This window comes from Maribacter hydrothermalis, assembly GCF_001913155.1.
GTDB lineage: Bacteria > Bacteroidota > Bacteroidia > Flavobacteriales > Flavobacteriaceae > Maribacter > Maribacter hydrothermalis.
In genome coordinates this window covers 646,760-669,940 of sequence record NZ_CP018760.1, presented here as the reverse complement: position 1 = coordinate 669,940, position 23,181 = coordinate 646,760, and the positions used below count along the sequence as shown (strand labels likewise).

General features: G+C 35.5%; 16 protein-coding genes. 7 read left to right on the top strand and 9 right to left on the bottom strand.

Features of this window, described 5'->3' with window-relative positions:
* Positions 1-37: 37 nt before the first annotated feature.
* The 3 genes from BTR34_RS02950 to yidC all read left to right on the top strand — a co-directional run bounded on the left by BTR34_RS02950 (position 38) and on the right by yidC (position 3,890).
* Entirely contained in the window at positions 38-280 is a 243-nt protein-coding gene (locus tag BTR34_RS02950) for a DUF3820 family protein (protein ID WP_068484093.1), read from the top strand.
* Positions 281-330: 50 nt separating this feature from the next.
* Positions 331-1,947 carry a CTP synthase gene (locus tag BTR34_RS02945; RefSeq protein WP_068484095.1) on the top strand — a complete coding sequence of 539 codons (1,617 nt, stop codon included), beginning with the start codon at positions 331-333 and terminating at the stop codon, positions 1,945-1,947.
* An 89-nt stretch (positions 1,948-2,036) separates the two neighbouring features.
* Complete coding sequence (gene yidC / locus BTR34_RS02940) at positions 2,037-3,890, top strand: membrane protein insertase YidC (protein WP_068484097.1); 1,854 nt, start codon at positions 2,037-2,039, stop codon at positions 3,888-3,890.
* Positions 3,891-4,142: 252 nt separating this feature from the next.
* Here yidC and BTR34_RS02935 read toward each other — a convergent pair whose 3' ends face one another.
* Both BTR34_RS02935 and BTR34_RS02930 read right to left on the bottom strand, forming a co-directional pair.
* Positions 4,143-6,644, bottom strand: coding sequence for a fasciclin domain-containing protein (locus BTR34_RS02935; protein WP_068484099.1), 2,502 nt, complete (start codon positions 6,642-6,644; stop codon positions 4,143-4,145).
* Between the two features lie 243 nt (positions 6,645-6,887).
* Complete coding sequence (locus BTR34_RS02930) at positions 6,888-8,759, bottom strand: fasciclin domain-containing protein (protein WP_068484101.1); 1,872 nt, start codon at positions 8,757-8,759, stop codon at positions 6,888-6,890.
* A 341-nt stretch (positions 8,760-9,100) separates the two neighbouring features.
* On the opposite strand from BTR34_RS02930, the gene mnmA reads away from it, so the two are divergent.
* The gene (mnmA, locus tag BTR34_RS02925; RefSeq protein ID WP_068484104.1) at positions 9,101-10,291 is read left to right on the top strand and encodes a tRNA 2-thiouridine(34) synthase MnmA; all 1,191 of its coding nucleotides are present in this window, start codon (positions 9,101-9,103) and stop codon (positions 10,289-10,291) included.
* A 157-nt stretch (positions 10,292-10,448) separates the two neighbouring features.
* Positions 10,449-11,390 carry an NAD(P)H-dependent flavin oxidoreductase gene (locus tag BTR34_RS02920; protein ID WP_068484105.1) on the top strand — a complete coding sequence of 314 codons (942 nt, stop codon included), beginning with the start codon at positions 10,449-10,451 and terminating at the stop codon, positions 11,388-11,390.
* Between the two features lie 31 nt (positions 11,391-11,421).
* On the opposite strand, the gene BTR34_RS02915 is transcribed toward BTR34_RS02920, so the two are convergent.
* Positions 11,422-14,817: a HEAT repeat domain-containing protein gene (locus BTR34_RS02915; RefSeq protein ID WP_068484107.1), complete on the bottom strand. Its 3,396-nt coding sequence runs from the start codon at positions 14,815-14,817 to the stop codon at positions 11,422-11,424.
* 198 nt (positions 14,818-15,015) lie between these two features.
* On the opposite strand from BTR34_RS02915, the gene BTR34_RS02910 reads away from it, so the two are divergent.
* Positions 15,016-15,954, top strand: a complete 939-nt coding sequence (locus BTR34_RS02910; protein WP_068484109.1) for a 3-keto-disaccharide hydrolase — start codon at positions 15,016-15,018, stop codon at positions 15,952-15,954.
* A gap of 53 nt (positions 15,955-16,007) precedes the next feature.
* Here the strand turns inward: BTR34_RS02910 and BTR34_RS02905 are convergent, their stop codons facing one another.
* From BTR34_RS02905 to BTR34_RS19025, 6 genes are all read right to left on the bottom strand, one after another.
* The gene (locus BTR34_RS02905; RefSeq protein ID WP_068484111.1) at positions 16,008-16,232 is read right to left on the bottom strand and encodes a putative signal transducing protein; all 225 of its coding nucleotides are present in this window, start codon (positions 16,230-16,232) and stop codon (positions 16,008-16,010) included.
* An 8-nt stretch (positions 16,233-16,240) separates the two neighbouring features.
* Complete coding sequence (locus BTR34_RS02900) at positions 16,241-18,436, bottom strand: M28 family peptidase (RefSeq protein ID WP_068484113.1); 2,196 nt, start codon at positions 18,434-18,436, stop codon at positions 16,241-16,243.
* A gap of 711 nt (positions 18,437-19,147) precedes the next feature.
* Entirely contained in the window at positions 19,148-19,603 is a 456-nt protein-coding gene (locus BTR34_RS19035) for a Gfo/Idh/MocA family protein (RefSeq protein ID WP_235843187.1), read from the bottom strand.
* Complete coding sequence (locus tag BTR34_RS19030; RefSeq protein ID WP_235843189.1) at positions 19,604-20,245, bottom strand: Gfo/Idh/MocA family protein; 642 nt, start codon at positions 20,243-20,245, stop codon at positions 19,604-19,606.
* Between the two features lie 15 nt (positions 20,246-20,260).
* Positions 20,261-21,622 carry a sensor histidine kinase gene (locus BTR34_RS02885; protein WP_068484117.1) on the bottom strand — a complete coding sequence of 454 codons (1,362 nt, stop codon included), beginning with the start codon at positions 21,620-21,622 and terminating at the stop codon, positions 20,261-20,263.
* A gap of 356 nt (positions 21,623-21,978) precedes the next feature.
* Positions 21,979-22,335, bottom strand: a complete 357-nt coding sequence (locus tag BTR34_RS19025) for a pirin family protein (protein ID WP_068484120.1) — start codon at positions 22,333-22,335, stop codon at positions 21,979-21,981.
* A 374-nt stretch (positions 22,336-22,709) separates the two neighbouring features.
* Here BTR34_RS19025 and BTR34_RS02875 point away from each other — a divergent pair, with 374 nt between their 5' ends.
* The gene (locus BTR34_RS02875) at positions 22,710-23,180 is read left to right on the top strand and encodes a hypothetical protein (RefSeq protein WP_068484122.1); all 471 of its coding nucleotides are present in this window, start codon (positions 22,710-22,712) and stop codon (positions 23,178-23,180) included.
* Position 23,181 lies beyond the last annotated feature (1 nt).

The following is a 23,181-nucleotide window of genomic DNA, read 5'->3' as shown; positions in this document are numbered from 1 at the left end:
TGTTGATTTCTTAAAGATAATTTTTTTAGATTTAAAAATGGAAATAAATCCTGATAAGGAAAAATTAATAGAATTAGCACATTACCGAATGCCATTTGGTAAGTATAAGGGTAAGTATTTAATAGATTTACCAGAGCCCTATTTGGTATGGTTTCAGCAAAAAGGATTTCCTGATGGGAAATTAGGAGAATTATTACGTTCTATGCTTGAAATCAAAACAAATGGCTTAGAATCGATAATTCGAAAAATACAGAAACATTTTCCTAAGGAAACCCGTTAAGTTCAATCCTCAATTTGTAACTTTGTGCCCCGTAATATAGAATTCTATACATGGCACAAACCAAATACATCTTCGTTACGGGAGGCGTTACTTCATCATTAGGAAAAGGCATTATTGCTGCATCTTTGGCGAAATTACTGCAATCTCGCGGCTACAAAACTACTATTCAAAAGCTGGATCCATACATTAATGTAGATCCAGGAACCTTAAATCCTTATGAGCATGGCGAATGTTACGTAACTGATGATGGTGCGGAAACAGATCTAGATTTAGGGCACTACGAACGTTTTCTAAATGTTAGAACTTCACAAGCAAACAATGTTACTACCGGTAGAATTTACCAAAGCGTTATTGAAAAAGAGCGTAGAGGAGAATTTTTAGGTAAGACGGTACAGGTAGTACCACACATTACCAACGAAATTAAAGAACGTGTTCAATTGCTTGGTAATAGTGGCGAGTACGATATTATCATCACCGAAATTGGTGGTACAGTAGGGGATATAGAATCACTGCCTTACATAGAAGCGGTTCGTCAACTACTTTGGGAGCTTGGTGATAACAATGCCATTGTTATTCATTTAACCTTGGTGCCTTATTTGTCGGCTGCGGGCGAGTTAAAGACGAAACCTACACAACACTCTGTAAAAACATTGATGGAAAGCGGTATTAAAGCCGATATTTTGGTGTGCAGAACAGAGCATGAGATTTCTAACGAGATAAAAGATAAATTGGCATTATTTTGTAATGTAAAAAGAGAGGCGGTTATACAAAGTATAGATGCGTCTACCATTTACGATGTACCGTTATTAATGCAAGAAGAAGGTTTGGATAGCGTAACCTTACAGAAATTGGCGTTACCAAATGATGTAGAGCCAGATTTAGGTCGATGGAACGAGTTCTTGGCAAGACACAAGAACCCCAAAGATGAAGTTACTATCGGTTTAGTAGGTAAATATGTGGAATTGCAAGATTCTTATAAATCTATTTTAGAAGCATTTATACATGCAGGAGCTACTAATGAGGTAAAAGTTAATGTGAAATCTGTACATTCAGAATACATTACAGCCAAAAATTATGAAAGTAAATTAAAAGGATTGGATGCTATTTTAGTTGCCCCAGGTTTTGGCGAACGTGGAATAGAAGGTAAAGTAAAAGCAGTTGAATATGCCCGAGTAATGCATATTCCATTTTTAGGTATTTGTTTGGGAATGCAAATGGCGGTTATTGAATATGCGCGTAATGTATTAGGACTTGCCAATGCAAATTCTACCGAGATGGATGAAAACACTCCTGATCCTGTAATTAGCATTATGGAAGAACAAAAAAGTATTACGGATAAAGGTGGTACTATGCGTTTAGGTGCTTGGGATTGTGAATTGAAAGAGGGAAGTTTAGTACAAAAAATGTATAATGGTGTTAAGCAAATATCCGAGCGTCACCGTCATAGGTATGAATTCAACAATGCATATTTAGAGAAATTAGAGAAAGCAGGTTTGCATGCAACAGGTTTTAATAAGGAAACAAATTTGGTTGAAATTGTTGAACTAAAAAACCACCCATGGTTTATAGGCGTGCAATATCACCCAGAATATAAAAGTACTGTAGCTAATCCCCATCCATTATTTGTTGGCTTGGTTAAAGCAGCTTTAGAACATAAAAAGGCATAAACAAGTGCCACATTGGCATAAACACCATATTTGGACATATATTTGCTTTCTTAAAAATTCAAAATATCCCAATTAATTAGAAATACCACATGGAAGAAAAGAAATTTGACGTACAATCCATTATAGGCTTTGTGCTTATTTTCGGAATACTCGTCTTCATGTTTTACCAAAATCAACCTACTCCTGAAGAGTTGGAGGCAGAAAAGGCAAAGCAAGAACAAGTAGAAGCTACAAAGGCATCAGAAAACTCAAAAACAGAAACTGTTAGTAATGATGTTCCGCAACTAGATTTACGAGATTCTACCGCAGTTGCTAATTACCAAGGTAAATTAGGTGCTTTTGGTTTTACTAAACCTTCTAATGATATTACCACGTTAGAAAATGATGTACTTCTTTTGAGGATTAGTAATAAAGGTGGGCAGATTGTAGAGGCAAAAATGAAACAGTTTGTGACCTATGATTCTATACCGGTTTATTTGGTAAAAGATGGTAATGCCTCTTTCGGATTGGATTTCTCTACTTCTGATAACAGGGTATTAAATACACAAGATTTATATTTTGAGCCTTCGATGACTACTGATAATGGTAATCAAGTTTTATCCTTAAAAGCTAAGACGTCTAGTAATCAATATCTGGAGTATAGATATGTAATGAAACCAAATGATTATTTGGTAGATTTTACTATAAAATCTAAAGGTTTGGATAATGTAATAAGTACTAGTAAACCAGTACAATTAGACTGGAAGTTAAAGGGAATTCGTCATTCAAAGAGTATTGAATATGAAAATCGTTATACACGATTAACGTACAATCATGAAGATGATAAAATTAGTAAGCTGTCCGAAGGTAGTGATGATGAAGAAACTGAGGAAGATATAAAATGGGTTTCGTACAGACAGCATTTCTTTAGCAGTATTCTTGCTGCGGACCAACCTTTTAAAAGTGGCGATCTAACTTCTATAAATTTAGTAGAGGAAGAAAGTAGAACTTTTGGTTTTACTAAGGAATACGCATCAGCATTACCTATTGAGCTGGAAGGCGGAGAGATTTCAAAAGATTTACATTGGTATTTTGGGCCTACGGATGTTGATACCTTATCTAAGTATAAGGATTTAGGTTTAGATGATTCTATTCCTTTTGGATGGGGAATTTTTGGTTGGATCAACCGATATATTTTTACACCGTTCTATGGATTAATCAGCTCTTATTTTCCATATGGAATCGCAATCGTTATTATGACCATTTTGGTTCGTTTGGCTATGTCACCCGTAACATATAAGTCATACTTATCTCAAGCGAAGATGAAAGTTTTAAAACCTGAAATCACGGAGTTAGGAGAAAAGTATAAGGACAATGCAATGAAAAAGCAGCAAGAAACCATGAAATTATATGGTAAGGCTGGCGTAAGCCCCATGAGTGGCTGTATACCTGCGGTGATACAAATGCCTATTTTCTATGCGCTGTTCATGTTTTTCCCAACATCTTTTGCGCTGCGACAGAAATCATTTTTATGGGCAGATGACCTTTCTTCATTTGATACAATTTATCAGTTCCCAGAAGGATTCTCTATTCCATTTTACGGAGATCACGTTAGTTTGTTTCCAATATTAGCGTCTATTGCTATATTCTTTTACATGATGATGACCACAGGCCAAAATATGCCAACACAACCGGGAATGCCTAACATGAAATTTATCATGTACCTAATGCCATTTATGATGTTGTTTTTCTTTAACAACTACGCCAGTGGCTTAAGTTTGTACTACTTTGTTTCTAATATGATTACTATTGGCATTATGCTGGTAATCAAGAACTTTATACTGGACAATGATAAAATTCATGCCCAGATTCAAGAGAACAAAAAGAAACCTAAAAAGGAGAACAAGTTCCAAAAGAAAATGCGTGAAATGATGGAACAAGCAGAAGCGCAGAAAAAGAAATAGTAACTATTTATTTTTACATAAAATGAAAAGCCCTTTCTAATTTGAAAGGGCTTTTGCCTTTGATAAAGGGTTGGTTTGGTAAGATTTGGGATGTCAAAGATGTAATTATTTTAAGGTTCTATAAAAAGTAAGTTGTCAAGGATGTTATATTGTATGTTAAAGAGGTGTATGGTGATGTTAGCAATTATCAGCTATAAAAAAACCTTCCTAATATATAGGAAGGTTTTTTAAATCTATAGCATTGTTTAAATGTTAATGCAGTGCGTCAATTATTTCTTGTGGAAGTAAGACTTTATCAATAATGTGTACTATACCATTACCGGTCAATACATCTGCTGTGGTTACGTTTGCATCAACATGAGACTTATCTCTAATTTGTACACCATGACCCAAAATAGCAAATAAAGATTCGCCTTGTACCGTACTAATTTCTTGGTGATCAGTTAAATCTGTAGAAGCTACAGCTGCCCCAGAAACGACATGGTATGTTAGTAATTTTGCCAATAAGGCTTTTTCTACATCCGTATCAAAATCTGCAAGACTATTGTAGTTGTCGCCTAAATCATTTAAAAACGCTACAAAAGCAGCATTGGTAGGTGCAAAAACTGTAAAGGGTCCTTCGCTGCTGAGGGTAGTAACCAAACCAGCATCTGCTTGAATAAGAGCGTCAACCAATAAACTTAAATCATCAACACTTTGAGCAGTCTCTACTATATTCGGCATCGCTGGCGTCAGTGCATCTAAAGCAGCTTGAGGTAGTAATACTTTATTGATTACATGAACAACACCGTTGCTTGCTGCTACATCAGCTAACACAACAGAGGCATTAACATCTGTAGCATCACTAATGTGAACGGTTCCGTCTTTAATTGTTACACGGACATTTTCACCTTCAAAGGTGTCAATAATTTGACCATCACTTAAGTCAGTTGAAAAAGCGGCCGTACCAGCTACCACGTGGTAGGTTAAAATCGTAACAAGTAATTCTTTTTCTTCGTCAGTATCAAAATCGGCAAGACTATTGAAATCATCACCTAATGTGTTTAATAAATCAATAAAAGCAGCATTGGTAGGTGCAAAAACGGTGAAAGGACCATCACTACTTAAAGTTTCAACTAAACCTGCATTAGCTTGAATTAAAGCATCTACCAATAAGCTTAAGTCGTCTGTAGCAATTGCAGTATCTACAATTGTTTTTAAGCTCATAGCGGCTAACATATCTAAAACTTCTTGAGGTAGAAGAACTTTATCGATTACATGTACAACTCCGTTGCTAGCGGCAACATCTGCTAATGCTACGTTTGCGTTTGTGCTGGTAGCATCGATTATTTGTACTCCACTATCTGTTAAAGCAACAGTTATATTTTCACCTTGTACAGTTTCAATAGTTTGACCATTACTTAAATCTGTAGAAAAAGCAGCCGTTCCGGCAACTACATGATACGTCAACACTTTAGTTAAAAGCGCCTTTTCTTCATCTGTGTCAAAATCGGCAAGACTATTAAAATTATCTCCTAATGTTTGTAATAAGGCAACAAAAGCAGCATTGGTAGGTGCAAAAACGGTGAAAGGACCATCACTATTTAAAGTAGCTACCAAACCAGCATCGGCTTGAACTAAGGCATCGACCAATAAGCTTAGGTCGTCGGTAGCGACAGCAGTATCAACAATAGTTTTTAATTGTAAACCTAAAACGAAGTCAATAGCTGCTTGTGGTAACAAAACCTTGTCAATAGTATGGGCAACTCCATTAGACGCTAAAATATCAACACTGGTAATATTGGCGTTTATATCGGAAGCATCACCAATGACAAAAGAATCGCCTGATGCTATTACCTCTATATTATTCCCTTCAAATGCAGTTTGTATATTACCTGCTGCTAAATCTGATGAGGTAACTTTTGGGGTAATTACATGGAATAAAAGAATATTTTTTAATAATGCAATTTCTGCCTCGGTATCAAAGTCTTCTAAATTGTTATAATCATCACCAAGAATATCCAATAATGCTACAAAGGCATCATCGGTTGGTGCAAAAACGGTAAATGGTCCGTCTGAGCTAAGGGTTGCGACCAAATCGGCTTTTATTACCGCAGCTTCTAAAAGTGAAAGTGGTTCAGTAGCTATAACTACATCTACTAAAGTTCCATTTTCGTTGGTCATTTCGCCTTCATTTAAAGCGTCGATAATTGCCTGTGGCAATAATACCTTGTTAATCACATGAACAACACCATTACTTGCGGCTACATCGGCAATTAGTACTTCAGCATTCATTTCTGTAGCATCGTTTATAAAAACACCACCGTCTAAATTAATCACTAAATCTTCTCCTTGAACTGTTTCAACGATTATTCCATTTGTCAGATCTGTAGATTTTGCGGCAACACCAGCAACAACATGGTAAGTTAAAATTGTTGTTAAAATTGCTCTTTCTTCATCAGTATCAAAATCGGCCAAGGTATCAAAACCGTCTAATTGAGTCAGTAGTTCGGTAAAGGCATCGTTAGTTGGTGCAAAAACGGTAAATGGACCATCTGAGCTTAAGGTGCCAATTAAATCGGTGCCTTCCGAATTATCAGCTGTACTTAATGCAGATACTAAAGATGATAAAGCATCTTGACCTTGAGCGGTTTCAACAATGGTCATCATCTCAGTCATTGTTGCATCATCAGAATTTTCTTTATCACAAGACCAAATGAATAATGAGACCGTGAGAATAAAAAAAAGATTTTTTAGTTGTAGAATTTTTTTCATAATAATGTTTTTAGATTGTTTAAGTAAAAGTTTTAATTGTGAAACATATAAACGATAATTTTAAAAATTATTGGTATATATAATTGATAAATAACATATTGCTAAAAATAGCAAACAATTATTTTGTTTAATGAATTTTTATAAAAGTTTAACAAAAAAAATAATTAAATAGAAAGATGTTTCTTGTGTAAATAAAAAAGAGCCGCATTATGCGGCTCTTTAAGTTTTTGAAAAAAGTATTGCCTAGTTTGTTGTGTTTGGTATCATTACGGTGTCGATAGCATGTATAACACCGTTGTTTGCCTGAACATTAACAGCAATAATGCCTATTTCTGCATTACCCGAACCGTCAGTGATAGTAACATTGCCATCACCATCGATAGTAAAAGTTAAGGTGTCCCCTTCTAAAGTAGCAGGAGATACCAATCCATTGCTTAAATCGCCAGAAACAATATTGGCGCCGGCAATAACATGATGATTTAAAACGGCAGTTAACACATCTCCGCTTGGTACCGCTACTAAGTTTGCAAATGCTCCATTAGTAGGTGCGAATACAGTAAAAGGTGCAGGGTCGGTACCGGTTGGGGTACTTAAAATACTAACAAAGTCGGGTTGACCTTCGGCAGTCAAAGCACCTACAAGTGAACTAAAGTTGGGGTCGGCTGTTGCGAATGTAACTACACTTGGTAAATCTATAACCGTATCAACGGCATGAATTATTCCGTTTGTGGCGACGATATCAGCTGCAGCAACAGTACTTGTTCCGTTTAATGTAACGCCATCATCAACATTCACATAAATACTTATATTATCACCATCTATATTGGTAGCGGCAGTATTAAAGTACGTATTAGAAAGACTTGCTGCGTTAGCTGCTGCACCAGAAATTACGTGGTTTGCCAAAATAGTATTTAAGGCATTGTCGGAAGGGTTTGTAAAACTGTCAAAAGCAGAATTTAAAGGAGCAAAAACAGTAAAGTCAGTTTCCGAATCTGATAATAATGTTGTAAAAGTAGTATTGCCGTCTGCGGTAAGCGCACCTACCAAAGATGTCAAATTAGGATTGGCTACTGCATGATCAACTATATTAGGTAAGCCTATTACAGCGTCTACAATATGAACTACACCGTTTGTCGCTTTATTGTCCGCAGCGGTAACCGTAGAAGTTCCATTAATGACAACGCCATTTTCTGTATTTATAAACATACTAAGATTTGCACCGTCAGGGCCTGAAGTTGAAAGAGATGAAACATATCCAGTATTCAAATCAGTTGATAAATTGGTGCCCGCTACAACGTGGTTTAATAAAACCTGCGTAAGCACATTTGTTGGGATATCACCAAGAGCTGCAAAATTGTTTGCTTCCAAAAATGCAGCGAAGGCATCATTTGTCGGGGCAAATACGGTAAAAGGACCTTCACCTGCCAAAACTGTCGGTAATTCGCCATCAGCGGCAACTAATGCCTCAACTAATATACTTAGACTTGGTACTGATATAGCTAAATCGGTAATAGAAGTCAATAAGACACCACTTAATGCATCTAAGGCTTCTTGAGGAATTAAAACTTTATCGATTAAATGAACGATACCATTTTGTGTTTCTACGTTGGCTGTCGTTACTGTAGCTACTTCGTTTGCGGCATCTGTAAATGTAACTCCGTTAACAATGCTAACAGTTAGTGTTTCTCCTTGTAGTGTAGTAATAGTTTGCCCTTCTATTAAATCCCCAGAACTTACTGCAGCTCCCGATACTACATGATATTTTAAAATTGTTGCCAAAAGATCTTGTAATTGTTCATTGTTAAAATCTTCTAATGAGTCAAAACCATCTAATCGAGCTAAAAGGTTTGCAAATGCATCATTGGTCGGCGCCAAAACCGTAAACGGACCTTCGCCACTTAAAGCCGTTATTAAGTCATTATTAGCGCTTTCATCGGCTTTTGCTAGTGCTGATACTAAAGAGCTTAATGAATTTGTCTTTTGTGCAGTCTCTACTATGTTATCTTCTTCAACGATAATTACTGGATTATCATTGTCATCATCGCTGCAAGAAGTAGCAAAAACTAACAGCATTACCATTACTGTCGATTTTAAAATTTTACTTAGATTTTTCATTTGATATTATTTTTTGTTTAATTGTTTATAATCAAAGCTAAACAAGAAATAATATAGAAGGTTATATCGATTTTTTAAAAACTTGTTGAAATTTTTAAATTAAACGCCTTTAAAAAGCTTAAAAGTATATATAGTGCAAGGTGTTTGTTGAATTTAGACAATTATTTTGTTTAATTGAAATTTATAAAAGTTTAACATTTTTAAATATAAATTGAAATGAAATTAATATTTTTTTAAGAGTTTATGAGGTACTTTTTGAGGGATAATACGAATCATGTGAGGGACAAAAAAAGTATTACTGAAATGAAATTTTGTAATTTTGTAACGACCAAGAAGATGATATGAAAAAAGTAGTAATAGGACTTTCTGGAGGAGTAGATTCAAGCGTGGCGGCATACCTGTTAAAAGAGCAAGGTTATGACGTAATTGGTTTGTTTATGAAGAATTGGCACGATGATTCGGTGACGATATCGGAAGAATGTCCGTGGTTAGAAGATAGTAACGATGCTCTAATAGTTGCTGAGAAATTAGGTATCCCGTTTCAAACGGTGGATTTAAGTGTGGAATATAAGGAACGTATTGTTGATTATATGTTCAAGGAATACGAGATGGGGCGAACCCCAAATCCTGATGTGCTTTGTAATAGAGAGATAAAGTTTGATGTCTTTATGAAAATAGCCATGCAGCTCGGTGCCGACTATGTTGCAACAGGTCACTATTGCAGAAAGGGAACTTTAAATAACACAGATGGTACGGAAACATATCAATTATTGGCCGGTATAGATGGTAATAAGGATCAATCGTATTTCTTATGTCAATTATCGCAAGAACAATTATCGAAGACATTATTTCCAATAGGGGAGTTGACCAAACCACAAGTGAGGGAAATTGCAAAAAAAATGAATTTGATTACTGCAGATAAAAAGGACTCCCAAGGTCTATGTTTTATTGGTAAGGTTAGACTACCTGAATTTTTACAGCAACAGTTAAAACCTAAAACAGGTAAAATTGTTGAGGTGCCTGCCGGATTCAATGCATATGACCGAAATACGCCTAATTTTAATGATAAAAACGCTGAATTAGAATTTTTTGCTGAGAAGCCAGTTTATCATTTATCTGATGGAAAAGTGGTTGGAGAGCACCAAGGTGCGCATTATTTTACCAAAGGGCAACGTAAAGGACTGCATGTTGGTGGAACAAAAGAACCGTTATTTGTAATAGATACGGATGTTAAAGAAAATATCATATATACGGGTCAAGGTAAAGCGCACCCTGGCTTGTACAGAAGAACTTTATTTGTAAAGGACAAAGAAATACATTGGGTTCGGACAGATTTAGCATTGCGTATTGATGAGAATTTAGAAGTAAAAGCACGTATAAGATACCGTCAAGAATTACAAGAAGCCATTATTTATAAAGTTGAAGGGGGTATGTATGTCGATTTCAAAGAAATGCAATCTGCAATTACCGAAGGTCAGTTTGTAGCGTGGTATTTAGAAGATGATTTAATAGGTTCTGGAGTTATTTCTTAACTAAGAAATTATGAAGTAAAGAGTATATTAACATTTTTAAAATGTACCTATTTGCTCGATAATCGAAAATTAAATGTTCCGACATTTATGTCGAAATCTAAATTATATTTTCAAAACAAAACCTTGGGTGATTGCCCCGAGTTGTTTTACTTAGCATATGCAAAATAGAATTACCGAACTTTTTAAGATAGAATTTCCTATAGTTCAAGGCGGAATGATTTGGACCAGCGGGTGGCGGCTAGCCAGTGCTGTATCTAATGCAGGAGGTTTAGGCGTAATAGGTGCAGGGAGTATGTATCCAGATGTTTTGCGAGAGCATATTCAAAAATGCAAGAAAGCGACCTCCAAACCTTTTGGAGTCAATGTTCCTATGTTATATCCTGATATTGATAAGTTAATGGATATTATAGTAGAGGAGGGTGTGAAAATTGTTTTTACATCTGCAGGAAATCCTAAAACTTGGACATCCTTTTTAAAGGAAAATAGAATTACTGTTGTACATGTAGTCAGTAGCTTAAAATTTGCGTTGAAAGCACAGGATGCCGGAGTAGATGCTATTGTAGCAGAAGGCTTTGAAGCAGGCGGGCATAACGGTCGTGATGAAACAACAACGTTGGTGTTGATTCCCGCAGTTAGGGAACAAGTACATATACCTTTAATAGCAGCCGGTGGAATAGCAACAGGCATGGCCATGTTGGCAGCCATGGTTTTAGGTGCGGACGGGGTACAAGTTGGTAGCCGTTTTGTGGCAAGTAAAGAAGCTTCAAATCACATGAACTTTAAAGAGGTTGTCGTTAACGCTAAAGAAGGGGATACCCATTTGACATTAAAAGAATTAGCACCTGTTCGCTTAGTTAAAAACAAGTTCTATTACGAAGTACAAAAAGCATATACTAAAGGAGCATCTACCGAAGAATTAAAGACTCTTTTAGGAAGAGGTCGTGCTAAGAAGGGCATGTTCCTTGGTGATTTAGAAGATGGCGAGTTAGAAATAGGACAAGTTTCTGCTTTGATACATAATATAAAACCGGCAGGAGAAATTATTTCGGAAATAATGAGTGAGTTTACTAAAAGAAAAGAAGAAGTAACCAAATGGTAGGTTAGACTTCTTCTTTCTTAATATAATTAACCTACTTTTTCAAACTCGCTAAATACTCTATTAAATCTCGTAATTCTCTTCTTGTAATCATACGGCCCATTGCAGGCATGGCAGACATTGAATTTTCTTGTTTAGCCACCCTGGCCAATGGAATTTCTAATGGTTCCGCCTCAGATGTTTTTAATAAAATTTCATTGTAGCGTCTTTCAATTAAGGTGCCTTGTACTTTTTGTCCGTCTTTTAAGGTTAGCGTAACTACACCATAACCCGGAGCCAAACGTTTGCTTGGTTCTATTAAAGCTTCTAGTAACTGCTTTCTATTTAAAATATTTCCAATATTATCTAATGCGGGACCTACAACGCCACCTGCACCAGCTACGGCATGGCAACGAACACATTGTGCAGTAGGGTTGTTGTTAAAAACACTTCTGCCGGCATACCAACTACCACCATGCAGGGTCTCTTCAAAAGAATCTGCGGAATACCCTATTTTTTTAAGAAAGTCTAACTTAACAATCAGTTTAGGATTTTCAGTAGCATTAACCGACTCAATAAGGTCTAAAAGTATACCTTGATCTAGTTGGTTTTTACTTGCTTTGTAAACAAGGCTATTTAAAATTGTATTACTGTTTTCCACAGGTAATTCACCTAAAACATTCAACATACGTTGTTGTTCGTTAATTGAACCTTTATTAAAAATGGGCTCTACAATAGCCGGTAGTTTTTCTTTAGGAAGATTCAATTGGCCTAAAAGCCCAACGGCAGCGGTTCTAACGTCCTGATCTGAGTCTTTCATGCCAATGGTCATCGCAGTTTCCATTCTGTTAAAGTCTAACTGCCCTAATGTGGTTAAAATAGTAGCTCTAACCTCAGAAGAGTTACTTCTTCTAAATATATCGTACAGCATATCATTATATGTACTAATACCGATAGAGCCAATCATTTTAGAAACACCGATAATAATCTCTGGTCGGCGGTCTCTTAATAATGCAGGAATATCTTTTGTTATTTTATCTTGTAGTTGTGTGTTCTCTCGAAGTATCTCACCTCTATATCTACCATCAACACGGTCTAACACAGAAGGGTTGTTCCACGTACCTAATGCCGCTAAAGCCTCTCCTCGTAAATTATTGGCAACGCTAGACCTTTTTGCAAAATGAATAAGCATATCTAATTCTTTTTCTCCTCCAACACGCAAAGCGGCATTAATTGCACGTCTTAACAATGGCTCAGAAGAGTAAGATTCATTGTTTAATATGGAAGCTAAAGCTGGTAACGCTCCTTCAATAGAAAGGTCATCGTTAATAGCTCTTGCAGTTTCTGTTACTATAAATTCGTCTTTATCATTTAAAAAGACAGCTATATTTGGGTCTTGTAGTTTTCGTAAAATAAGAACTGCAGCAATACGTAAGCTTCTATTTTCATTATCTGCTAATGCTAAAATAGGTTCGGCCTTACCAATTCGTGATAGCGCTAGTACTGCAGCATGTCTTAGGTAAAGGTCTTCATCATTATTGGCTACTATCATGTCTAATAATGGTTCGATTGCTTTTTCAGATTTTAATCTACCTAGGGCCTGGGCAGCAAAAAACTTAACTCTGTCATTCTCATGTGTTGTTAAATTAATTAGACTATCTGCTGCTTTTTTATATTTAACATCACCTAAAACTTTTGCACTCTGTGCAATTATTTCTGGGTCTGTATCACTTAATAAATTTAATAATGGTTTAGCATCTCCCGGATCTTTAGCCGCTATTTGTCCAATACCCCAAATAGCATGTATACGTGCCAACTGATTTTCTTCTTGGGTAAGGGCTTTTTCTAAAGCACGATAACCCCAAAAAGTTCTTTTAGCAAGTTCAAATTGTGCTTTTTGGCGAATTCTCATATCACCGTAACTTAATAACTTTATTAAATTTTCGGTATCGTCATCTTTGTAGTTATGAGTCATTAAGCGTTGCGTTTCCAAACGCTCTTGTGCAAGGTCATTGGTTTCTTCTGTAACATCTAGTTTCCAAACCCTTCCGTAATTTTTGCTTCCCCAACCATTTACCCAATCTGCCAAGTATAAAGCGCCATCTGGTCCAAAATCAATACCGGTAGGTAGTACGCCAGATAAAATAGATTCATCGGTATTTAATTCAAATGAGGCACCTTTAGGTTTTAAATCAAATGACCAAATATGCGAACGACTAGGGTCTCCAACAAATTCTACTAAAAAGAATTTATCAAGCCATTTTTTACCTAAGGCGGTACCAGGATTATATCTCATTCCTGTAGGCCCATTATGGAAGTTTTGGATTGGAGGCATAATGTAGGCAGCTTGTCCTTCCCAACTAGGAACAAAAAGCTTTTCATCCATCCAAACATTATAACCATTATTCTTAGGGTCGGTATATTTACCATATTGCCAGTTGGCACGCCACCCAGCATCGGAACCTTCCACAATGTGTACTAATCTTTCGCTTTCACCGCTGTGGTCACCATCGTTATCAGAAGTAATTATATTACCGTAGGCATCAAAAACAAATTCGTGTGTATTTCTTAATCCGTGTGCAAATACTTCAAAATCAGTTCCGTCTGGATTACTTCTTACGATAATGCCTTCATTTGGGTATTTATGGTTTTCCCCATCAACAGTGGTAATATTAGCTCCAATATCTCCAATTCCCCAATATATTTTACCATCGGGCCCTTCTATTGCACCAGACATCCCATGACCGCTAAAACCTATGTGGACAGCAAAACCCGTTGCTATACTAGTTTTTTTATCTAATATTTTATCTCCATTAGTATCTGTAAGACGATACATACCAGGACCTATACCAACAAAAACATCCTCATCTCTTACTAAAAGAGCCCCTGCTTGATCATTGATTTCATCGTTAAAATCGTTCATTATTTGGATAGAAACATCTGCAATACCGTCCTTGTCAGTATCCTGTAACATCCAAACTTCATCTTGTTCTACGGTAAGATCATGCCAGTCGTGTATACTGTCGTTATTTAAATCAGGAAACCACTCATTTTCTTTACTAAGTTCGGGAGCAAAAGTTTTATGTAGAAAAGCCCTTCTATCTTCAACAGATTCTAAGGCAATGGATTCTGTCATCCAATCTCTGTGACCACGTATGTCAAATTCGGAATTTTTATTTCTATTAGAACGCGTAATGTATATATTACCTTCATTGTCAATATCCATTGCAATGGGGTCGGGAGCAAGAGAGTCAGAAGCCCAAAGACTTAATTTTAAACCTTCTGCTACATTTGCAGAAATACTTTCTCGTGCCAATTTAGCCATTTCAAGAAGTTCTGTACTGTCTTGTTGAATAGTTAAAGGTACTTCAATAGGTTTTTTTAGTTCGCAAGAAAAGTTCAAAATGCAGATAGGAAGTATACCTAAAAGAAACTTTTTAAATGATGTCATTGTTATTTCAGGTTGGATTAAAGATTAAAAGTAACAATTATTGTAATCATACAATAATCAAAAGTAAAGCGTACGGTAATATTAACATCCTATTTAGAAATAGTATTTTTTTTAATTTTAAATATATTTAATATGGGTAGGTAAAACACTATTTTAAAACTTACTTTATATTTGAGGTCACATCAAATTTTTATTCTTATGAGCATTTTAAAAACAACGTTAACTATTTTATTTTTTGTGTGCATTAATACAAATATATTAGTTGCACAAGAAGGTCATCCATTAGAAGGGAAATGGAATATAACGATAGACCAGGAAGGAGAAAAATTGCCGTCTTGGTTAGAAATAAGACATTCTGGCAACAATACTTTAATAGGAAGATTTACTTATGCATTTGGGAGTGCTAGGCCAGTAGCTGAAATAGAAAAACATGGAGATTTGTTTTCATTTGAAATTCCGCCACAGTGGGAGCCCGGAGCGGCAAATATGGAGTTCGAGGGTAAAATTGTTGGTGGCGGACTAGAGGGAACCATGATTTATGTTGATGGGAAAACCTATAATTGGACAGCAACAAAATCACCAATGCTTCCTTATTATGACAACCAAAAAGAAGGTAAGACTGTTAAGCTTTTTAATGGTAAAAATTTAAATGGCTGGATAATGAAGGAGGGTAATCAATGGGCGGTAATAGATGGTATTTTAACAAGTTCTAAGTCGGGCGTTAATTTAATTTCAGAAGAAAAGTTTCAAGATTTTAAATTACATGCCGAATTTCGCTACCCAGAAGATAGTAATAGTGGCCTTTATTTAAGAGGACGTTACGAAGTACAAATTGCAGATAACATTGGATTGGAAGCGTCGTCTATTTACTTTGGAGGAATATATGGGCTACTGACACCTAATGAAAATGCCGCTTTAAAAGCGGGTGAGTGGCAAACGTATGATATTACTTTAATAGGTAGGAGAATTACAATTGTAGCCAATGGTAAAACGGTTATATCAAACCAAAATATAGAAGCAATGACAGGCGGGGCCCTTGATAATAATGAGGCAGCACCTGGTCCAATTATGATTCAAGGGGATCATGGTCCGGTTGAATTTAGAAAATTAGAAATTACACCTTTGTCTAAAGGATAAGGATATAGATTTTACAAAAGAGCCTCCAATTAAGGAGGCTTTTTTTGTTTTTATTATTTTTTATGTAACTGGTTGATTAAGGCTAGCGCTTTAATCTCTTCGTCTTTGTGAACGAATATTTGAATTAAATCGGGAAGCGGAGTTCCAAAACCAGCCAACCTGGCAGATTCACTTTCATCTTTAAGAATAGGTTCAATAGAATTGTCCTTTAATAAAAGTTCAATTCTACGTGCTACAATACTATTACCTCCGAAGACTTTTTTATATGTGGAATCCATCTTTGTATTTATTTAATACTATTGTTCATTTCCATAAGAAAAGTATTGAAATTATGGAATGTAGTAGTTAATGTTTCAATTTGTTCTTGTGCTTCTTTCCAATCTTTTTGCTCAATGGCTTCTCTAACTCCAGGTAAAGTTTTAACCCCATAACCGGTATAAAAACCTGGTGCATATATTTGATGCTTAAACCAAGGTCTTCTAGGTAAACCTTTTTCAGAAGTAAGCATATGCTCGGCTTTCATTAGATTTTTGTTCAATTCAATCTTCATTTTGCCAGTTAAGGTTGCCGTATTTATTTTCTCAAATTCCGAAATAGTTTCATTTAGTAAAACTAATTCATTCTGTAAAGAAGAAAAATCAATATAAGGTATAAGGTCTTTTTTTACAGGGCTCTTAACATTTTTAGTAGGGTCTGCTGCTAATTGAAAAGATTTGTTGGCGACCATTTTGTTGTGTTTAAGAACATCTTTTCGCATTTGCTCGGTCTCATTTATTATCTCAGTTAAATAGCCAGAAACCGTAGTGTGCCACTGCGAGAAATTTAATGGAATTACATCAGCATTTGCTAAGCGTAAAGTTATAAGACCTGCAGTATTGGCCAATGCCACACCATAGGCAAAATCAGGGTCTTTAAATCTTTTGTAGTGTGGGTAGGTATCATAAATGGTATGGTATTCACCACCACCATTTTCGCCACCAAAGCCTAAATTCAAAGCCGCAATACCGGCATGCTGAATAAAAGGGGTGTAATCTGAGCCTGAGCCTAAAGCGTACAATTCAAAAGATTCATCCCCACCATTAACCATATTTGCAGCAATTCTTCTCTCTTTTACAGATACTTTTGTTTGTGGATCTTCTACGGTATTAGCAACTTCACTAACCATGGCTTGTAAAGAATGAGATCCGCCGGCACCTAAAAATCCACGACCGTTGCCATCTGTATTTATATAGGCTACTACTTTTTCTTGTAATTCTTTTTTATGGTCTTCTACCCATTCTGTAGAACCAATAAGGCCTGGTTCTTCAGCATCCCATGCGCAGAATACCAATGTTCGTTTTGGTTTCTGCCCTTTTTTGGCAAGTTCACCAATAGCACGAGCTTCTTCCATAAGGGCAACCATACCACTAATAGGGTCATTAGCACCATGAACCCATGCATCGTGATGATTACCTCTCATAACCCATTGGTCTGGAAATTCAGAACCTTTTAAAGTGGCAATAACATTATGTGCAGGTACCAGTTTCCAATCAAAAGCAAGTTTTAAATGTACTTTTGCAGGACCAGGGCCAATATGGTAGGTAATTGGTAATCCTCCCCTCCAAGAATCTGGCGCAACTGTACCTTCCAATGCTGATAAAAGGGGAAGCGCATCTTCATAGGATATTGGTAGAACGGGAATTTTAGTAATAGTAGGCGCATCTTTTCTATCTAACCTTTTTGCATCTTTTGTAGCACCATAACCAGGAGTTAAAACATCACCTGGGTAGGTGGGCATATCCATAACAGAACCTCTTTGTACTCCCGTTTTATTTTTATATGCTCCTTTAGGGTAGACATCGCCTGGACCATAGCCGTCATCTTCTGGGTCAGAGTATATAATACAACCAATAGCTCCTTTTTCAGCAGCCAACTTTGGCTTAATACCTCTCCACGAACCTTGGTATTTAGCAATAACTATTTTTCCTTCAACGCTGATGCCTAATTTTTCTAATTCTTCATAATCTTTAGGAATACCATAATTAACAAATACCAATTCAGCTTCAACATCACCGTCAATTGAAAATGCGTTATAACTTGGTAATAGTGCGTCACCTTGAGCGGTAAAAGGGTCACCTTCTACAGGTACGGCGGTAAGTTTTGCTTTATACTGAGTAGGACCAGTTAGCTCTAAAACTCGTTCAGTAGGATAAGGGAAAAGGATGTGATAGGTTTCTATTTTAGCATCATAGCCCCAAGATTCGAATTGACTTTTTATCCATTTAGCATTTTCTTCTCCGAATTCCGTACCCACCCAGTGAGGTTTAGCTGCCATTTTTTGCATCCACTCATCTAAGTTGGCTGCATTTAATTTTTCTTCAAAGCTCTTTTCAAGTTGTAATTGTTTGTTGGTTTGTTCTGGAGTAAAACCTATAATTGAGGTTTGAGCATTCAATGACATTAAAAATGTTGTAAAGAATAGCACGTAAATATTTCGTAACATTTGATGATGGTTTTAACTATGAATTTACTGTTTTTTTACATGAAAACCTCCGTGTTTTACATTTTAAAATTTGTTATTAGAATAGTAAAGTTATTACTATCTGGTTCTAGGACATTAGCTCATTATTAAATAGGTTATTGTTATACTTAGAACTAAACTGAAAGTTTTTATAAATCATTGATGTGCAGCTGCAGAATAAAAAGCATAGGAAAGCTATATTCCAGGACTAAAGAAAGTCTGTTCCTGTTTTTGTTTTGTACTTATAGAGAAATTGAGATTACCCAGGTTTTCAAACAAAGGTGTAATTTGTTGAGTAGTATCAACATCATTCAATAAAAATTTAGCTACCGTACATTTAAAGGAATAAAAGGAAGCTTTTTTGGGTGTTATCAAGACTTTCATTGCTCGATGAAGGAATTACAAAATAAACTAAAGTAAGTAAGGAAACAGCAATAATGGTTATGCTAGTTTTCGTTTCCATTATTTTATTGTTTGATTAATGCTAAAATTTTATCAACTCGGGAAAGTTTTTTCGAGAAAAGGTATCATTTTTGGGTATTTTAAAACGTTGATAATAAAAATTATTACTATTCTATTTACTGCTAAATGGTTACTTTATTGGCACCGCCAAAGGGTATAATACCCCGAGGCTTGCCTCGAAATTAAAAGTTCGTTTCGGGCGAATGCCTCGTGGGCTTGCCCCGAGGTAGTTTACTTAAGAAGAATAGTCTTCTTTGTTTTCGAACTTATAATGGCTGCTTGCAGTATTTCCATTGTAATTATGTTATTTTCTAATGCGTATACATTAAATGGCTCTAATTTCAATTTGCCGGTAATTACGGCTGCAAAAACGGCAAACGGATCATTGAATGGTTCTTCACGTTCTCCTAAAAGAAATGTTTCTTCTGTATAGTCGCTATAACCTTTTGAAATTCTTAGTCTTAATTGTGTAGGGTTGTCAGAATATATAGCTCCTTTTGTACCATAGAGTTCCATATCTTTTCTCCCGATAGGCCAGTTCCAAGACGGTTGTAAAATTGCCATTTCATTATCATAAGTTAGTATAATAGTGGCATCATCGTCAACGTTAGGGTTGTTTTCAGGCTGTAATTGTTGTGTTACTGCGGTAACGCTATTAGGTCGTTTTCCTTTGTTTATCCATGTCATCTAATTTGCACCATAGCAACCAAAATCGGTAATGGCGCCGCCGCCATTTAATTCTGGGTCTGTTAGCCATTCTAAAAATTCGTTGGATACACCTATCTTTTTTGGGCCTTTGTGCCCATCTCTTATAATTACCTTTCTTAATACTCCAATAGCCCCATTATTTAATAAATCATTTGCTTTTACATTAGTTTGGTACCAAGAAGTTTCATAATTAGTTAAAACATGTATTTTATATTTCTCTGACAAAGATTGTATTTTTAAAGCATCTTCGAATGTAGTGGCTAAAGGCTTTTCTACCATTACATGAATTCCTTTGGGAGCACATATTTCAACAACATTTAAATGATTTTTTATGTTTCCGAATGCAGCAACGGCATCTGGTTTTACATGTTTTATCATTTCATCCATAGTATCAAAAACGAGATCCATAGAAAAGCCGAATTCGGTTGAAAGTTTTTTTGCTAATACCTTGTTGGGCTCAACAATACCTACCATGTTGATATCTGTTTTAGATTCTCTACCAAGAATCCATCCAACATGACCATGAGTAAGTCCAACGACCCCTAATTTTACAGCAGTTTCTTGAGCCTTGGCAATAAAAGATAAAAATGTCAATACAAGAATTAGAAAAGCCTGCTTCATGAGTAGTTTTTTTATTTAAGTATGCGATGCAATCGTTTTATGTTCTACTAAATCTGTACTAATTGTAAAGAAAAATGTACTGCCTATGTTTTCCGTAGATTCAATCCATATTTTACCTTGGTGGTGATCAATTATTTTTTTACAACCGTAGAGCCCTATACCCGAGCCTTCAAATTCAGATTGGTTATGTAATCTATGAAAGGCATTAAAAACGTTGTTTAATTCCTCTTTGGGAATTCCTATACCATTGTCTTCTACACTAAATTCATAAAAGCAAGGTAGTTTAACAGAATGGATACGAATAGACGGTTTTTTGTCTGACGAAGTAAATTTTAAAGCATTATGAATCAAATTCTGAAAAAGCATCCTAATGTCATTCGCCCTAGCAATTAGACTAGGCATTTCACCGATAGAGATGCTTGCATTATTGGTTTTTATTTGTTCAGACATATCAATTAAAACGTTTTCTATTAGGTCATTTACGTTTATTCTTTCCATTTGGCTAGAATTTCCTATTTCAGCATATTTTAAAAGACCATTAACCAAATCGGTTAATCGAGTAGAACTATTCTCTAAGTGTGATAAAAAACTAGGAGTATTTGTGTAATCGTTTAATAAATGCTGTGTTTGTAATTCCTTGGCAATAATATTAATGTTGTTTAAAGGGCCTCTAAGGTCATGTGTAACAATAAAGGTGAATTCTTCAATATGTTTGTTTTTTAAATTTAATTCGTTATTGAGGACCGCAAGTTTATTGTTTTGATTTTGAAGTACAAGTTGAGTTTGCTTTAGGTTAAATTCACTTTCGATAAGAGCCGTATTGTTCTTTTCTAAAGTGTTGGTGTAGTTACGGGTTTTGTTTTCGTCATACATTCTAAAAGTGAGGGAGAGCCATGCTAAACACGCAATAAAAACAAGAATTTCATCGTATGGCACATCTATAACTCCTAAAAGAGGTCCATAAAATGATATATATATGGTAGGTAAAATAAAGGCCAAAATATCATAAGAAATAAATAAAATTCTTAATTTGGGGTTATTCCTGTATCCTATAAATGCTAAAAACACCATAGTTGCAAAACCTAAAGCTTGACCAAAAAAACCACCTATTAATAGTATAATTACCATAAAAGTAGTAGGCGGATATATAGTCATATACAACCTTGTTGCTTTGTTGAATCTTAATCTATTTAATAAAAAACCAAATCCGTAACCAACAGCAATAAGCAATGCTATTATCTGTTCAACGTAGGTAAACATAATTGCCGTTACGACAAATACCATAGTAGAACAGAGCATTGAAATAAAGGTTATGATTCCAAAATCATTTAATAATTTACCTTTTTCGAATATGTTATATTTTGGTTTTGTATTCAATTTCTGAAAGTTCTTTATTATCTATATAATGGACACCGTTTATTAAACAAGGTCACAATTAAAGCAGAGCTTAAGTTATTGATAAATGACAGTCATGGTACCTTGAATCAGTTAAAATTAAAAAAATGTAATCTAACGCTTGGGAGAATATTTTCTAAATATAATTAAGAACCTGGTTTTTAAATGATAAAAGACACCAAAAAGGCGTCGATTATATACGATGAAATGTTTTTATATAAACTAAATCAATTACTAATTCATAGGAACTTCATATAAAAGAAATTTAGCCTTGGTGCTGGCAGTATTATCAACAGTACTCTCTAAAACAAAAATATACACACCATTACCTTTTAGTTTTAATGTGTAAATATCTGTTTGATAACTTCGTAATTACCTAAATGAAACCAGGCAATTTGGTGAATCCTAACTCTTTTTTCGTTTTTGTTTGGCGATAGTATTTGAGTAAGGCTATTGGTTGTTTCTAAATCCTTAATTGAAACCTGATCATATCTAGGTGCTACATTTTTCTTATTGGGAATAATCCAAATTTGAAGAAACTTAACATCCTTGTCTTGATTCTTATTAAACTCACTATGAGAAACTCCGGTACCAGCACTCATAACCTGTATATCACCAGCTTTTATGACAGTAGAGTTGCCCATGTCATCTATATGCAGGAGGTCATCTTCTAAAAGTATAGAAATTATTTCCATATTACTATGCGGGTCGGTTCCTAAGCCATGCCTAACTTCTACGATGTCATCATTTAAGACTCTTAATCCCTCAAAATTCTTTCATTTTTAATTATGATTGTTAGCAAAACTGAAACTGTGATAAGAATTAGGTCAACCATGGTTAACATGCCTTCGAGGATTTGATTTATGTAATACTGCTTTCATCATTATTTAAGATAAACCATAAGTCCATTTTTTGTTTTAAAGAATTTATCGTTTAAACGTATGGAGGTGGGAGTGGATTTATATCATAAAAGTAGGGTTAATTGGGTTTCAATTGTTGTAATCTGTAGTATTAACAACATACTATAACCAATCATTTAACGTTATTCAAAAAAAAATCCCTCTTTAGAATGAAATTCTTGGCACTTCTATATTTATTTTTTTCAGTAGCTACGTTATATGCTCAAGATAGCTCAGATGCCGTTAAGCATTTAGGTGCAGGTATGGTTATTGGTGGCGTTGGGGGATATGCTGCACATAAAATATCAAAAGGACAACGTGGCTGGACCTGGGCTGGCGCTGTTGGAAGCAGCTTAGCAGCCGGCTTGGCAAAAGAAGCACTCTATGACCAGCCGAGAGGAGCTTCTTGGGAAACCCGTGATGTCATTTTTACTACTTTAGGTGGAGTTGTTTCGGCTTTGGCATTAGAGGTCTTTACAGGGAATAGTGGTAATAGACGAAGAAATGGCGGTTATGGTAAAAATTGTGGCTGCTTAGTTACCCAATTAAATTTAAACGAAGAATTAGAATTACCCAATTTTACCGAAAATGGCTCAGGTGATATTGCATCAGAATTACAAGCAACTTATTTATTAAGGTGAA

Excerpts from the sequence above, each read along its gene's own strand:
- BTR34_RS19030 (WP_235843189.1), bottom strand. The coding sequence starts at position 20,245 with ATGAAGCAGGCTTTTCTAATTCTTGTATTGACATTTTTATCTTTTATT.
- mnmA (WP_068484104.1), top strand. The coding sequence starts at position 9,101 with ATGAAAAAAGTAGTAATAGGACTTTCTGGAGGAGTAGATTCAAGCGTG.
- BTR34_RS02900 (WP_068484113.1), bottom strand. The coding sequence starts at position 18,436 with ATGTTACGAAATATTTACGTGCTATTCTTTACAACATTTTTAATGTCA.
- yidC (WP_068484097.1), top strand. The coding sequence starts at position 2,037 with ATGGAAGAAAAGAAATTTGACGTACAATCCATTATAGGCTTTGTGCTT.
- BTR34_RS02905 (WP_068484111.1), bottom strand. The coding sequence starts at position 16,232 with ATGGATTCCACATATAAAAAAGTCTTCGGAGGTAATAGTATTGTAGCA.
- BTR34_RS02915 (WP_068484107.1), bottom strand. The coding sequence starts at position 14,817 with ATGACATCATTTAAAAAGTTTCTTTTAGGTATACTTCCTATCTGCATT.
- BTR34_RS02910 (WP_068484109.1), top strand. The coding sequence starts at position 15,016 with ATGAGCATTTTAAAAACAACGTTAACTATTTTATTTTTTGTGTGCATT.
- BTR34_RS02930 (WP_068484101.1), bottom strand. The coding sequence starts at position 8,759 with ATGAAAAATCTAAGTAAAATTTTAAAATCGACAGTAATGGTAATGCTG.
- BTR34_RS19035 (WP_235843187.1), bottom strand. The coding sequence starts at position 19,603 with ATGACATGGATAAACAAAGGAAAACGACCTAATAGCGTTACCGCAGTA.
- BTR34_RS02950 (WP_068484093.1), top strand. The coding sequence starts at position 38 with ATGGAAATAAATCCTGATAAGGAAAAATTAATAGAATTAGCACATTAC.
- BTR34_RS02920 (WP_068484105.1), top strand. The coding sequence starts at position 10,449 with ATGCAAAATAGAATTACCGAACTTTTTAAGATAGAATTTCCTATAGTT.
- BTR34_RS02875 (WP_068484122.1), top strand. The coding sequence starts at position 22,710 with ATGAAATTCTTGGCACTTCTATATTTATTTTTTTCAGTAGCTACGTTA.
- BTR34_RS02945 (WP_068484095.1), top strand. The coding sequence starts at position 331 with ATGGCACAAACCAAATACATCTTCGTTACGGGAGGCGTTACTTCATCA.
- BTR34_RS19025 (WP_068484120.1), bottom strand. The coding sequence starts at position 22,335 with ATGGAAATAATTTCTATACTTTTAGAAGATGACCTCCTGCATATAGAT.
- BTR34_RS02935 (WP_068484099.1), bottom strand. The coding sequence starts at position 6,644 with ATGAAAAAAATTCTACAACTAAAAAATCTTTTTTTTATTCTCACGGTC.